The 12,761-nt window shown below is 42.4% G+C and carries 13 protein-coding genes, 1 pseudogene and 1 other annotated feature (1 of these 15 cut by a window edge); of the genes and pseudogenes, 2 read left to right on the top strand and 12 right to left on the bottom strand.

The window, feature by feature from the left end; genetic code table 11:
* Positions 1 to 22: a sequence feature (ribosomal protein L21 leader region), on the bottom strand; it reaches 62 nt to the left of the window's first position.
* A gap of 76 nt (positions 23 to 98) precedes the next feature.
* From AC1DVK_RS02230 to AC1DVK_RS02220, 3 genes are read right to left on the bottom strand one after another with little or no spacing between them, the layout of a single operon-like run.
* Positions 99 to 1,568: an Rne/Rng family ribonuclease gene (locus tag AC1DVK_RS02230; RefSeq protein WP_477625740.1), complete on the bottom strand. Its 1,470-nt coding sequence runs from the start codon at positions 1,566 to 1,568 to the stop codon at positions 99 to 101.
* A 41-nt stretch (positions 1,569 to 1,609) separates the two neighbouring features.
* Positions 1,610 to 2,476 carry a M50 family metallopeptidase gene (locus tag AC1DVK_RS02225; protein WP_061464246.1) on the bottom strand — a complete coding sequence of 289 codons (867 nt, stop codon included), beginning with the start codon at positions 2,474 to 2,476 and terminating at the stop codon, positions 1,610 to 1,612.
* Positions 2,469 to 3,218, bottom strand: a complete 750-nt coding sequence (locus AC1DVK_RS02220; protein ID WP_089361657.1) for a M23 family metallopeptidase — start codon at positions 3,216 to 3,218, stop codon at positions 2,469 to 2,471. The genes AC1DVK_RS02225 and AC1DVK_RS02220 overlap by 8 nt, the downstream gene beginning before the upstream one ends.
* Positions 3,219 to 3,502: 284 nt before the next feature.
* Between AC1DVK_RS02220 and AC1DVK_RS02215 the strand changes: the two genes are divergently transcribed.
* Positions 3,503 to 3,946 (top strand): S1 domain-containing RNA-binding protein, encoded by a 444-nt coding sequence (locus AC1DVK_RS02215; protein ID WP_053347157.1) that lies wholly within the window; start codon positions 3,503 to 3,505, stop codon positions 3,944 to 3,946.
* A 144-nt stretch (positions 3,947 to 4,090) separates the two neighbouring features.
* On the opposite strand, the gene minD is transcribed toward AC1DVK_RS02215, so the two are convergent.
* The 9 genes from minD to AC1DVK_RS02170 all read right to left on the bottom strand — a co-directional run bounded on the left by minD (position 4,091) and on the right by AC1DVK_RS02170 (position 11,922).
* Positions 4,091 to 4,894 (bottom strand): septum site-determining protein MinD, encoded by an 804-nt coding sequence (minD, locus tag AC1DVK_RS02210; RefSeq protein ID WP_089361659.1) that lies wholly within the window; start codon positions 4,892 to 4,894, stop codon positions 4,091 to 4,093.
* 2 nt (positions 4,895 to 4,896) lie between these two features.
* Positions 4,897 to 5,580 carry a septum site-determining protein MinC gene (gene minC, locus AC1DVK_RS02205; protein ID WP_089361660.1) on the bottom strand — a complete coding sequence of 228 codons (684 nt, stop codon included), beginning with the start codon at positions 5,578 to 5,580 and terminating at the stop codon, positions 4,897 to 4,899.
* 116 nt (positions 5,581 to 5,696) lie between these two features.
* On the bottom strand, positions 5,697 to 6,212 hold the full coding sequence (gene mreD, locus AC1DVK_RS02200) for a rod shape-determining protein MreD (RefSeq protein ID WP_477625739.1): 516 nt from the start codon (positions 6,210 to 6,212) through the stop codon (positions 5,697 to 5,699).
* A complete protein-coding gene (gene mreC, locus AC1DVK_RS02195) occupies positions 6,209 to 7,081 on the bottom strand; it encodes a rod shape-determining protein MreC (RefSeq protein ID WP_089361662.1) in 873 nt (290 codons plus the stop codon). Before mreC ends, mreD begins: the two co-directional genes overlap by 4 nt.
* 189 nt (positions 7,082 to 7,270) lie before the next feature.
* Positions 7,271 to 8,290, bottom strand: coding sequence for a rod shape-determining protein (locus AC1DVK_RS02190; protein WP_061464254.1), 1,020 nt, complete (start codon positions 8,288 to 8,290; stop codon positions 7,271 to 7,273).
* Positions 8,291 to 8,437: 147 nt separating this feature from the next.
* On the bottom strand, positions 8,438 to 9,112 hold the full coding sequence (gene radC / locus AC1DVK_RS02185) for a RadC family protein (RefSeq protein ID WP_089361663.1): 675 nt from the start codon (positions 9,110 to 9,112) through the stop codon (positions 8,438 to 8,440).
* A gap of 48 nt (positions 9,113 to 9,160) precedes the next feature.
* Positions 9,161 to 9,730 (bottom strand): Maf family protein, encoded by a 570-nt coding sequence (locus tag AC1DVK_RS02180; RefSeq protein ID WP_089361664.1) that lies wholly within the window; start codon positions 9,728 to 9,730, stop codon positions 9,161 to 9,163.
* Between the two features lie 196 nt (positions 9,731 to 9,926).
* Positions 9,927 to 10,892, bottom strand: a complete 966-nt coding sequence (locus tag AC1DVK_RS02175) for a hypothetical protein (protein WP_477625738.1) — start codon at positions 10,890 to 10,892, stop codon at positions 9,927 to 9,929.
* A 307-nt stretch (positions 10,893 to 11,199) separates the two neighbouring features.
* Complete coding sequence (locus AC1DVK_RS02170; RefSeq protein ID WP_477625737.1) at positions 11,200 to 11,922, bottom strand: prepilin peptidase; 723 nt, start codon at positions 11,920 to 11,922, stop codon at positions 11,200 to 11,202.
* Between the two features lie 520 nt (positions 11,923 to 12,442).
* Here AC1DVK_RS02170 and AC1DVK_RS02165 point away from each other — a divergent pair.
* A pseudogene (locus AC1DVK_RS02165) lies at positions 12,443 to 12,740 on the top strand (transposase); the annotation flags it as partial.
* Between the last annotated feature and the right edge of the window lie 21 nt (positions 12,741 to 12,761).

The following is a 12,761-nucleotide window of genomic DNA, read 5'->3' as shown; positions in this document are numbered from 1 at the left end:
TGTTGAGCGGTTGTAGCACGGGTGCTACAAACATAACATTAAAATCCTAACATGAAACCGGAATGGCTGTCAATATATTTGTGAGATTTACCCTTCCTTCATTCGAAAGCCCGCCCGATTTCCTGTATGCTCCCGAAGCGCTTGATGGAATAGGCATTCCTGGGACCTGGGATAAAAGATAGGAATAACTTTTTAGCGATCAATTCCTCCAGTGTCTGCCGGTATGATTCCTTTTCACCAAGCAGCACGTCCGCCACCGCTTTACTGACCTCCACCCAGACCGCTTCATCATCCGTCTTCCGATGTTCAAGCAATTCACGTTCCAAGCGGAAGGCCACCGTTTCCGGGCTCTCGATTTTACCGATACCACTGCACACGGGGCAAGGCACCGTCATCATTTCACTTAAAGATGGGGATGTTCGCTTTCTCGTCATTTGTAAAATGCCCAGTTCCGTAAAGCCGATGACCTGGATCCGCTTCTCATCCCTCGCCGCTTCCTTTTTGACGATGTCGATGATTTCTTGCGCATGTCGTGATTGGTCCATATTGATGAAATCTATCAAAATGATTCCGCTGATATTCCTCAATCTCAGTTGACGGGCGACCTCTTTCGCCGCAGCCTGATTCACCGCAAACAATGTTGCTTCCTTCGCCACCTTGCCGGTGAACTTACCTGAATTGACATCGATTACGGTGAAAGCTTCCGTTTCTTCAAAAATTAAATATCCGCCATTATCAAGCCAGACGATTTTCTTGGCCACTTTCTCGACTTGCGCTTCCACATTCCATTCAGAAAAAATATTCTTACCAGATACATGGGATATTTCCCACTCCTTACGGTTTTCCTGTACCCATTTTTTCAATTCCTGATAGGCCTCGAAATCATCGATGGCAAGTTCTCCGGCAGCCGTTCCCGACATTTCAGAAATGATCATATCAAGGTATGTGTCCCTCTCATATAGAAGGAACGGGGCCTTGAGGGACCCAGCCTTAATTTCAAGTCCTTTATAGAGCTCCCGCAATATAGTTAACCTATCCAGGAAGACCGTTTCACTTTCGTTCTCCATCGAGGTGCGGACAATCAATCCCTCATCTGGCTTTTTATATTGTAAGGCCGTTTCCCGCCACTGCTTATGCAGATCATCATTTTTGAATTTCTTTGAAACGCCAACATAATCTATTCCATGTATGTATACGAGGGAATCCGTTGAAAACTCGATCAGCCCTGTCAATTTAGCACCTTTCGTACCCGTTTCATCCCGGGCCACCTGAACTAGCAGCTTTTCTCCTTGACGGACATATTGACCGATTGATGCTTTCCCATCGCTTTTTTTTGTCAGCTGGTAAGAGGGAATCTCGTCACGGTGTAAAAAGCCATTCTTCTCTGCACCGTAATCAATGAAGACGGCATCCATACCCGGTAACACCTTCGTCACTTTCCCAAGATAAATATTACCGACCGTACTGCGCTTTTGAGGCGGCATGATTTCAAGTTTACGTAAAACACCATTCTCAAGTACGGCCACTCTTTTTTCGCGTGAAGCTAGGTTCGCGATCATCTTTTTCATCAAAAAAATCCTCTCCTCAATTTGAAGAAAGGATAACATATTTAATAAGAATATAATAGGTCGCCGATTTTCCCGTTTGTCATTTTCTCGGAAAAATAGGCATGAAGGATTTCCGTTTCATCCAACGAACCGCTTTCTTTCCCGTTTTTCATGATGATGACGGGGTGTTTACATCCGCGCTGGAACAGTTCCAGCACTTTATAAATCGGTTCTTGTGAATCCACCGAAATCGGCTTCAGTTTCGCCAAATCATTCGTATGCCCGTAATGGCGCTGCAAAAGAAAGCGGATAAACGCATAATACCGCTGCCGCCATTCCATGACGAGCGACAGACTTATGAAAAAGATGATGAGCCAGATGTTCAAATTGAGCGGATCAAGAATGAGCCAGGTCAAAAAAGCCAGGACAGCGAATGCTGCAGAAAAATGAAGTGTATGTTTCTGCGCTTCAAGAAAGGTACAATATAGGGAAACACCGATGAAGAGCAGCCTTCCCCCGTCCAATGGCCAGATTGGCAGCAAATTAAAGACCAGCAGCATAAGATTCATATATAAAAAGGGCTGATACAGTTCATAGGAAATAATAGAAAAGAAATAGAGCAAAAAGGCTGCACCAATGAGCCAAACATGTTGAAGCGGACCGGCGAGCACCACCGCCAAATCCTCCTTCAAACTCTTATTTCCATACTCCTCAGTCTCGACAGCCCCACCAAAAGGAAGGAGCTGGATTGACTTTATCCGCCATTTGAAGTGCTGGGCACAGACGGCATGCCCCATCTCATGAATGAAGACGATGAGCAGCAGCATCATCACTTCAACGAAATGGGCAGTGAGGATGGCGATGCCAATGACAAACCACAATGTCGGATGCACCCTGATTTTAAACAGTAATTTCCCATATTCACTCAAATCGAATCACCTTTTTAGGATTGACGAAAGCGTCATTTTCTTTTATCGCTAAATAAAACCTGCCCTTGGATCCATCTTCACTTACTGTAACCTGTCCGACTTCATTGCCCTTTTTAACGAACTCGTACAACTTCACATCAATACCTTCCAGCTGCCCATACCAAGATTCACTTTTATTGGCATGCTGAATGACGACCGTCTTTCCAATCCCCTCCTTTTCGCCGGCAAAAATGACTACCCCTTCATTAACGGCCTCAACCTTTGAGCCTTTGCTCGTTTCCAATATGATTCCCTCACCGTTCGTCTCGAAGGTTTGGGTAATCTTCGCAGAAGCTGGCATTGCATATTCTTCATTCGAATCAACAGTTTCCTTACCAGCTTCATTCGGTAAAAAAGCAATTGGTTTACCAAACGCACTTTCGTACCAATTGGAGATTGAAGCGAACTGAAATTCCTTGCTCATGTTCTCCGTGACAAAACTTCTGGCAGGGTCAAGCCGCACAGAAGGGTGTTTGAACATCACCGCGATAATCAGGAACAGGCATACACTGGCAAGGACTTTAAAGAAAAAATATTCTTTCTTGAAGAGCGGATGATCTTTCTCGGAATACCCGTTAAATGAATCAACCCCATATGGTTCCTCATTATTGATCTCCGTCCAACTACTGCTTCCTGCCGGTTTATCATTAAACTTACGTCTCTTGGCGATACGATTGCGGATATCTTTCCTCCGATCATCCATTCCAGATTCTCCCCCCTGTTCATGTCAAAGCGCTATAGTACAACGTATGAGCAACTTGTCCTGACTATGACGGAGAAAAGTTTTTCTTTCCGGACATCCCCAGGATTTATAAAGCGAAAAAAATTTTTTGAAGGAAAAATCCACCGGAAACTAATGAATTCCTCAGGCAATTTGGGCATCGATTCAGATAATCGAATAATTGAGGAAAAAATCCAATTGATATTGTTCCCATTAATTTGTTATAATAAAGTGGTTTTAACATTATTGAGGGGGAACGTTTTTTTATGTCAATCGAAATAGGCAGCAAAGTACAAGGTAAAGTAACAGGTATCACTAATTTTGGAGCATTCGTAGAATTACCAGGAGGCTCAACAGGTCTTGTGCATATCAGTGAGGTAGCAGATAGCTATGTAAAAGACGTAAATGACCATCTTAAAGTAGGCGACCAAATTGAAGTAAAAGTGATTAGTGAGAAAGACGGAAAAACTGCCTTGTCCATCAAAAAGGCTATAGATAAACCCGAAGGGCAAACCTCTTCTTATACCAAACGCCCACCACGCCAAGGGGATAGCCGTTCTAAAGATTTTCGTTCAAAAGGTAATTTCCAACCAAAGGAAAATTTCGAAGATAAAATGGTTCGCTTTTTAAAGACTAGTGAAGAAAATTTATCGACTCTTAAACGCAGCACCGAATCAAAACGCGGCGGCAGAGGCGGAAGACGCGGATAACCCGCACATTCCAGCATATAGATAAGGCAAGCCAGGATATGGCTTGCCTTTTTTATTTATTATGATGGGAATACCCAATAGTTCCATGCAGCAAAAGAAGCGAATGCATAAAATGCTCCCGCTTCTTAATATGGAATATAGAATTTACCGCACGCTAAAGAATTTTTTCAATTTGGACATGAAGCCTTTCGGTTCTCCGCCAATTGGAGTCAAGGGTACAGATTCGCCAAGGATCCTTCTGGCAATGTTCCGATAGGCAAGTGAGACTCTATTGTCCGGGTTATAGGCAATGGGTTCCTTTCTATTCGCTGCCACAATGACTTGGTCATCATCAGGAATGACGCCGATCAAATCAATTTTAAGAAAATCGGCAACCCCATCGATATCCATTTCTTCATCCTCATGAAGTAAATGGCCGCGTATCCGGTTGATGATCAATTGAGGCGGTTCAATATGCTCTTCTTTTTCAAGCAGGCCAATAATACGGTCTGCATCCCTGACAGCCGGTCTCTCTGCAGTCGTAACGATGATCGCCTTGTCCGCCCCAGCGATGGCATTCCTGAAGCCCTGTTCAATGCCTGCAGGGCAATCAATGATGACATAATCATAGTCGGGCTTCATATCGCTTATGAGTTTCCTCATCTGCTCTTCATTCACCACTGTTTTATCACTATTTTGTGGAGCTGGAAGCAAATACAGCAGATCCTCGAAATGTTTATCTTTAATAAGCGCTTGGTGTAGCTTACAGCGCCCCTCTACAACATCGACCAAATCATAGATGATGCGATTTTCCAATCCCATGATCACATCCAGGTTCCGAAGACCAATATCCGTATCAATCAAGCAAACCTTTTTGCCTAGAAGAGCTAAAGATGTTCCTAAATTGGCGGAGGTGGTCGTTTTCCCGACACCACCCTTACCGGATGTTATAACTATTGCCTCTCCCACGATTAGAGACCCCCTTCTAATCTATTTAAATTAGGTCTATATTTCTTTAAAACTTGCAGTTTTTCTATAATGATATTTTCTTCTTCATCCATGAAGGCACATTCCAAGTCATGTCCCCATTTCGTATATTGATCAGGAGATAAATTCACTTGTCCAGCAATGCGCAGCTGGGCAGGCTTCATGACAGAGGCAGCTATTATGGCCTCATTATTCCCTTTATATCCGGCATGGGCTATTCCCTTTAGCTGACCCATGATATATATGTTGCCGCCCGCACGAACCGTTCCGTCGGGGTTGACATCGCCAATTAGAAGTAAATCACCAGGGACTTCAAAAACCTGTCCCGACCTGATCACCTTGGTCACGGTCGTCACTTGGTTTTCATCTTTCCAGCGTCTCGCTTCTTCCTTCGTCAGGACATTCGAAATCATCTCATCAACGAAAAGCTTCTTCTTTTTATGGATGACCTCTTTAATCTTTTCTTCTTGTTTTTCATCAAGATAGCGGTTCCCTGTATGTACTTTTACGGAAATGGACGGGTCATTTTCTTGAAACTGATAGTTTGCCGAAAGCTTCACTTCTAACTCTTTCAATAACTCGGAAAATGAGCAAGAATCATCGAGATGAAGCATAAACCCGTCTTTTGTTCCCTTAATCATGACATTTTGCTGAATTCTTTTATTCATGACGTTAGTTTCACCTCAATGAAATATAATTCGACATAGGAAAACAAATTTCCTTTTTCTACGTACACGGAAAAGAGAAAATACATTCTCGACCTGCTTTGTAAGACACAGGAACGTTAATCCGTTTCTCCTTGCAAATCAAGCTTTTCAAACATTCTTTTTAAAGGATAGCAGCTGATAATAATGAATGCGAGGTTCAATAATAATGTCGGCAGCAATCTGCGTTCCGCAAATTCACCGAATCCCATATCTGCAAAAGAAAGGATGACATTCATCTGAAAGATGACAACCTCTAAAACTGCCGTGAACAAAAACGCCGTCAGGCAGGAAACCAATAAACTATTTTGCAGGATTTTCATGCATTTCGATATCAGATATGCAAGAAAAGGCAGCAGGAACATGTAAATCCCCAGGATTTCCGTATACACGACATCATAAGTCAACCCAAGAATCGCTCCATAAAGCATACCCATTTTCCTGGATCCGTACATGGTCAGGAAAAAGACGAAAATCATCATGAAATGGGGAACGAGGATTTTATCGGACCCGAATGCACCAGCGAATATCTGGGCGAAGATGCTTTCAAATACGAAAAAAACCAAGGCTATAAAAGAAAGGATGAAATATCTCACTTAGCTTCATCCTCCCCATCACTTTCTTTCGGTACACCGCCCACTTCACGCTGAACGACCATTACATTATTAATATCATAAAAATCCGTCGAAGGTTCAATATATGCGGTTTGGTTCAATCCATATTGATCCACTTTGACATCGACAACTTTCCCGATCAGCAAACCTTTCGGAAAGATCCCTCCATAACCTGAAGTGATGACCAATGAATTTTTCTTGATCTTTTTATCATAAGGTATCCGCTTCATCAGTAAAAGGTTCTTCTTATCATCGAAGCCTTCAATCAAGCCATATGCTTTATCATCACCTTGAACGATGGCAGAGACACGGTTGGCTTTATCGATCGAACTTAATAGTTGAACCGAAGCCGTGAAATCCGTCGCTGTTTTCACCTTACCGACTAGCCCTTTGGATGTGATGACAGCCATATTTTTTTCTACCCCATTACGCTTCCCTTTATTAATCGTCAGCATTTCATGCCAGCGGTCAGGATTACGTCCAATGACCGTCGCCTGAGTGGGTGAATACTTCCGCAGGTCATCTTCTTTTTTGAGGTTATCGCGAAGGTCTTCATTTTCTTGTTTTAAATCTTGGACTTGGGTTTTCAATAATACATATTCATCCAAGCGGGCTTTCAATTTTTTGTTTTCCTCGTATGTATTTTGAAGGTCTTTTAAGCCCCCTACAAAACCTGTTATACCCGATACTGGCTTATTAAACACATTTCCGACCCAGCCTGTCGTATCTTTCAGGAATTGCTCCGGCCATGTCAACTCTTCTCTCTCTCTTAATGAAAAACCGATCAATGCCACGAGAACGATAATACTAACGAGCAAGAGAAGGAGCTTTTTATTAAAAAACTGTGGCATGATAATTGCACCTCTATATCTAAAATATATAAAATCTAATATCTAAAATCATCTAAAATTTACACAATCGTCTTGTTCATACAGACCAAAAAAACAGCTATAAATGATTATAATGAAACAGATAAACATAAGAAAAACCGGCTCAAAATTGCACCTTTTGTTGAGCCGGCCCTATTTGAGAAGTAATGCTTATCGCGAATCTCTTGATTTGGTCTTGAACAAATGAATGTGGTCCAACGCTTTACCCGTTCCGATTGCAACACAATCCAGCGGATTTTCAGCGATGATTACCGGCATTTGCGTTTCTTCACTGATGACTTTATCCAAATTGCGCAGCAAAGCACCCCCGCCTGTCAGCACAATGCCTCTATCCATGATGTCAGCTGCTAATTCAGGTGGTGTTTTCTCTAGAGTGTTTTTCACGGAATCCACAATTGCAGAAACTGTGTCGCTTAATGCCTTGGATATTTCCTCAGCTGTAATTTCGATCGTTTTCGGTAGTCCAGTCAATAGGTCACGGCCGCGAATTTCCATGTTATCTACGCCTTCCGTGTCTCCAGCAGAACCAATTTCCATTTTGATGGCCTCAGCAGTACGCTCACCGATCATCAAATTGTAGTTCTTACGGATGTAAACGATAATGGCATCATCCATTTCATCACCGGCAATACGGATGGATTGGCTTGTTACGATTCCGCCAAGGGAAATGATCGCCACCTCCGTTGTTCCACCGCCAATATCAACGACCATGCTGCCTGTAGGCTCCCAAACAGGAAGGTCAGCCCCGATCGCTGCTGCAAACGGTTCTTCGATAGGATATGCATCACGGGCTCCAGCTTGTCTAGCTGCATCGATGACTGCGCGCTGCTCAACTGCCGTAATTCCGGAAGGCACACAAATCATGACATATGGCTTATTACCGAATACGCCCTTCTTTTGAGCTTCCTTCATATAGTACTTCATCATGGTAGCCGTCGTTTCATAATCGGCAATCACTCCATCCTTCATAGGACGTAGGGCAACCACGTTACCAGGTGTACGGCCGATCATGTTTTTCGCATCGTTTCCGACTGCAACGATTTGCTTTGTATCTGTTTGCACAGCTACAACCGATGGTTCACGTACTGCGATTCCTCTTCCTTTCACATATACAAGCGTATTCGCCGTTCCTAAATCAATCCCTATATCTCTAGCGCCAATTCCAAACATTATGGTATCTCCCTTTCGTAAACAAAAATGCCTTTTATAAGTTCAAATAATAATTTGTCGTTTTTTGACAATAAGAGTTTTGAAAAAGTTTCCTCTTTTAAAAATCATAAACAATATTATATCGTATCGTCAAAAATTTTGATAGTGTCATAAATAACCTTTTTCCTTCAAACTAACATATTTATGTTCCCCGATAATGATATGGTCCAATACTTCAATCCCGATTATTTTACCACATTCGACTAATCTTTTCGTCACTTCAATATCTTCTCTGCTGGGAGAGGGGTCTCCGGAGGGGTGGTTATGAAGACAGATGATAGAGGCAGCGGACCTTCTGAAAGCTTCTTTAAAAACCTCACGCGGATGAACGATTGAGGCATTGAGGCTACCGATGAAGACCGTAGTTTTTTGAAGCACTTGATTTTTCGTATTTAAATAGAGACAGACAAAATGTTCCTGTGACAAGAACCGCATTTCTTCCATGCAATAATTGGCTCCATCTTCAGGAGATCGAATCACATAACGGTCTTGATCATTCAATTTGTTAATCCTCCTGCCAAGTTCGACAGAGGCCAGTATTTGAATCGCTTTCGCTTCACCAATCCCTTTAATCACCGTCAGTTCTTCCACTGAGGCTTCTTTTAGCAGACGCAGGCCCTTGAAAGAATTGATGAGCCTGCCCGATAGTTGCAGAACGGATTCTTCCTTTGATCCCGTCCTCAATAACAGAGCAAGCAATTCTTGATTGGATAGACTTTGCGGTCCGTCCTGCAGAAACCTTTCGCGCGGCCTCTCTTCTTTCGGGTAATCCCGAATTAACATTTTTGATCCACCCTTTCTTGGAAAAGGGAGATGCCAGAGGGAAATCGTTTATGCTAAGTCTGCCTGCATCGCTTTAAGTTCACGGGCCAATCTTGAGACCGGAAGCCCGACGACAGAGAAATAGTCCCCTTTGATTTGTTTGACGAGAAGAGATCCATATCCTTGAATCCCATAGCCGCCAGCTTTGTCAAAAGGTTCCCCGCTATCCAGATAACGTTCGATTTCAGCTTCTGGCAGCTCCCAAAATGTCACTTCCGTCTTTTCTGCGAATACTCTGCGATGTTCGCCGAATAGGATGGCAACACCTGTGTATACTTCGTGTGTCCGTCCTGATAACATTTCCAGCATTCTTTTTCCATCTGCCCGGCTTGCCGGCTTCCCCAATATCTCACCATCAAGGACAACAACGGTATCCGAGCCGATTACCCAGTTTTCCTGAAATTTCGCTGCGATGGCTTCCGCTTTACGGGAGGCCAAGTCTTTCACCGCAGCATCCGGACACATGTTTTCATCAATACTTTCATCGACATTGGAATTCATGCTTTCAAAGGGGATTTGAAGAAATTGTAGAAGTTCTTTACGACGTGGTGATGAAGAAGCTAAAATCAATGGCTGCATAATTAAAAAGTCACCTTTCTTTACTAGGGAGATACATATCTATCCTATCAAATAATGGTCCAATCCACAATTATTGTTTACTAGGAATCGACAAATGCCCGAAAGTATTTCCCGGAAAATAAAAAAAGGTGTCAGCAGATAGTTTCATATTGGGAGCCTGTCCCATTAGGCAGCTCCCCTTTTTCTTTACTTAACTTTATATATTTTGGTAATTCAATAAAAAATCAAGAAGACTTTCTTGAGCCTGAAATAGCTTTTCTTCGTTTAGGGAAGTCTCATATTCGTTAATCGACTTTGCCGCAGCCGTCAGGTCATCGTTCATTTTTGTAAACTTCGGTGATAATTGCCCTCCCTTCAGTTCATCCAGGTTTTTTTTCAGGGTTTCTCCGTTTACCGTCCCTTCCTTTCCGCGAAGCTTTGTTGCAGATATTTCTGCCAATGATGTATATACTGCCTTCATCTTGTCAAGGGTTTTCTCTTCTTCCTGGCTTGTCCCAGCCGCTTCAAAATTGATTTCCTTCCAATATACCTCTACATCATAGGACTTTAAGAATAAGGCCAGCTCCTTACTTGCAGTGAGACTCTCTGCCGATCCCAGGAATAAATAATAGCTGTCTTCCAATTTGAAAATTTCAGCTGGAACCTGCTTTTCCACGATTTTCTTTTGGATTTGCCTTGCCGCATCCTCGCTGCTGAATACACCACCCTGTACAAGAAATGTCTTTAGCTGGGTTCCTGGTTCATTTGCTGCCGCTTTTTTATCTTCAACAGTGGCTCCCTTTGGAATCGAGGTCCCGACCGAAGAAACTGCGGCTTTTTCCTTTGTAATCGTTTTAACGGCGATCAAGCCAAGAATCGATCCAAAAAACACTGCACACATGACAGCGATCATGAATGCCTTGATCGGTCTATTATCCGGGCTTTTCAGCGAACTAGTCCCAAAACCGATTAGCTTCGGCATTTTCTTCTTTGGCGGTGAGGGAATCAATACAATCTTGTTTTCATTTGAATCCTCAGGGAGTATCCATTCGAAACTCTCATCTGGCTGTTCCAGCTCCTCACTCGCCGCCTCTTGGCTTTCCATCTTATTTTTATCCGCAAATACTTTTTCTTCCCCATTTATTTTAATCGTGACGCCTTTGCTTTTTTCCGTCTTGCCCAATTTTTTTCCTCCCCTCCAGATCATTTTTTTCATCCTAACATAGAGGCAAAAAAAAATAACAAGACTTTTGTCGTCTTGTCATTAATAGGTTTCGTCAAATTTCCCTATTCATATCGAGTTACACAAAAAGGAACTTTAAGGCACTGGTGCTTCTGGTCCATGAACCGTTTAATARCGCCATACACCAATTACATATATACCTCTTCCATGTCATCTTCACTTGAAGCCAAATGGGGATAGTTCCCTACTCCTCATTGTTCAGGTGTTTTTTGACAAATTACTCTTGAACTGGGATGGTCCTTTAAGCTCATCTTAGAAAAGTTACATACCAATGTAAAAGGGAATCGCCCCAAAAATAAGCAGTCAAAGTCCCCAAAACGATATATGGCCCGAAAGGAATCAGTGTTTTCTTTTTTAGAACCCCGGTTAGCAACCCGATGATTCCAAGGAATGCACCATAAAAGCACGCAAAAAGAAACGATAGCAGGACCATCTTCATTCCCAGTACAAAGCCAATCACTGCAAATAGTTTGATATCACCGCCACCCATGCCCCCCTTACTCACCACAGCGATTAATAGCAGCAGGCTAAAGCCAATCGCTGCCCCGACAATTGAATCCCACCATGGCGACAGCGGAAATGAAACTCTTAGAACCGTAAAAATCGCCATAAAGAAAAGCAGTATTTTATCAGGAATGAGCATATAGGCTACATCAGACACGAAGATGATCATAAATAATGAAATCAATGTCCAGCCAACCCAGAGTTCGTCCGACCAGCCAAGAAATATGGGAGCTGAGGCAAACAAAACACCGGTCAGCATTTCCACTGACGGATAGAGGGGGGAAATCCTTGCTTTACAGCCCAGGCATTTTCCGGATTGCATCATATAAGAAATAACCGGTATCAACTCGAAGAATGTCAATGTACGCCCACAAGAAGGGCAAGCAGAGCGCCGATTCGCAAATGAATTACCCGCTGGAACACTTAAACCGACGACGTTAAAGAATGAGCCTAAAATTAAGCCCAAGACGAAGAGATAGATATGGATAGCCATCATTTATACAAAGTGCACGAGGATTCGATTGCTTTTCTTTGAAACCCTAATATAAAAGTCCCTTCCGCTATATAATAATCACTTGGTTTCTTCATGATTTTTCATTCCTCCCGTCATTTTAATAAGTAGATCCTACTATTCATCAGTCATATAGAATCAATATATAAACATATTTTAACAAATATACTTGGTGAATTGTTATCAATCACTCTATTAGAGTTTTTTCTTTTCAAGAGACTCTGTTACAAGAGAAAAGGACCTTTGAAAAGATCCTTTTCCAGACTGTAGACAAACTCTCGATGAAAATTTTTAGGGGTTTGTGCAATAGGAACGTAGGGCACTCCCTTTGCGCCTGCGGGGTCTCCCATGGACTCGCTTTTCTAAGCAGGAGTCTCGTACACCCGCTCCAATCAACTTTGTTTTAACTTATAGATAGAGCCCTTTTGCCTAAAGTCTTTATTGTTTTAAAATAGACTTAATAAAACTTGAGGTGATGAGGATGCATCCTATTAAGCGTGATCAACTTGAAATGATCATTTTAAATCAACTGGTGCCTGCGAACCATTTGGTTCGTAAAATTGAAGCTAACACTTTCATTTATGATTTGTTGAAAGATTTGTATTCAGAGATAGGACGCCCAAGTATTGATCTAGACTTTCATTCAATATAACTTCGGTATTCGTTCAATGCGTAAAACAATTGAAGAAGTTGAAACAAATATAGCTTACCGTTGGTTCTTAGGCTTTGGTTTCCATGATAAAGTGCCTCATTTCTCAACATTCGGGAAAAATAATTAGTCCGGTAAAGGCACA

The organism is Peribacillus sp. P4_B1, from assembly GCF_056402395.1.
The sequence above is the reverse complement of the archived record's forward strand: the minus strand, read 5'-3'. Positions and strand labels throughout refer to the sequence as shown.

What these genes read in the sequence shown, in the direction of transcription:
- AC1DVK_RS02230 (WP_477625740.1), bottom strand. Translation starts at nt 1,568, where the DNA reads ATGAAAAAGATGATCGCGAACCTAGCTTCACGCGAAAAAAGAGTGGCC.
- AC1DVK_RS02220 (WP_089361657.1), bottom strand. Translation starts at nt 3,218, where the DNA reads ATGGATGATCGGAGGAAAGATATCCGCAATCGTATCGCCAAGAGACGT.
- AC1DVK_RS02215 (WP_053347157.1), top strand. Translation starts at nt 3,503, where the DNA reads ATGTCAATCGAAATAGGCAGCAAAGTACAAGGTAAAGTAACAGGTATC.
- minC (WP_089361660.1), bottom strand. Translation starts at nt 5,580, where the DNA reads ATGAATAAAAGAATTCAGCAAAATGTCATGATTAAGGGAACAAAAGAC.
- mreC (WP_089361662.1), bottom strand. Translation starts at nt 7,081, where the DNA reads ATGCCACAGTTTTTTAATAAAAAGCTCCTTCTCTTGCTCGTTAGTATT.
- AC1DVK_RS02190 (WP_061464254.1), bottom strand. Translation starts at nt 8,290, where the DNA reads ATGTTTGGAATTGGCGCTAGAGATATAGGGATTGATTTAGGAACGGCG.
- radC (WP_089361663.1), bottom strand. Translation starts at nt 9,112, where the DNA reads ATGTTAATTCGGGATTACCCGAAAGAAGAGAGGCCGCGCGAAAGGTTT.
- AC1DVK_RS02180 (WP_089361664.1), bottom strand. Translation starts at nt 9,730, where the DNA reads ATGCAGCCATTGATTTTAGCTTCTTCATCACCACGTCGTAAAGAACTT.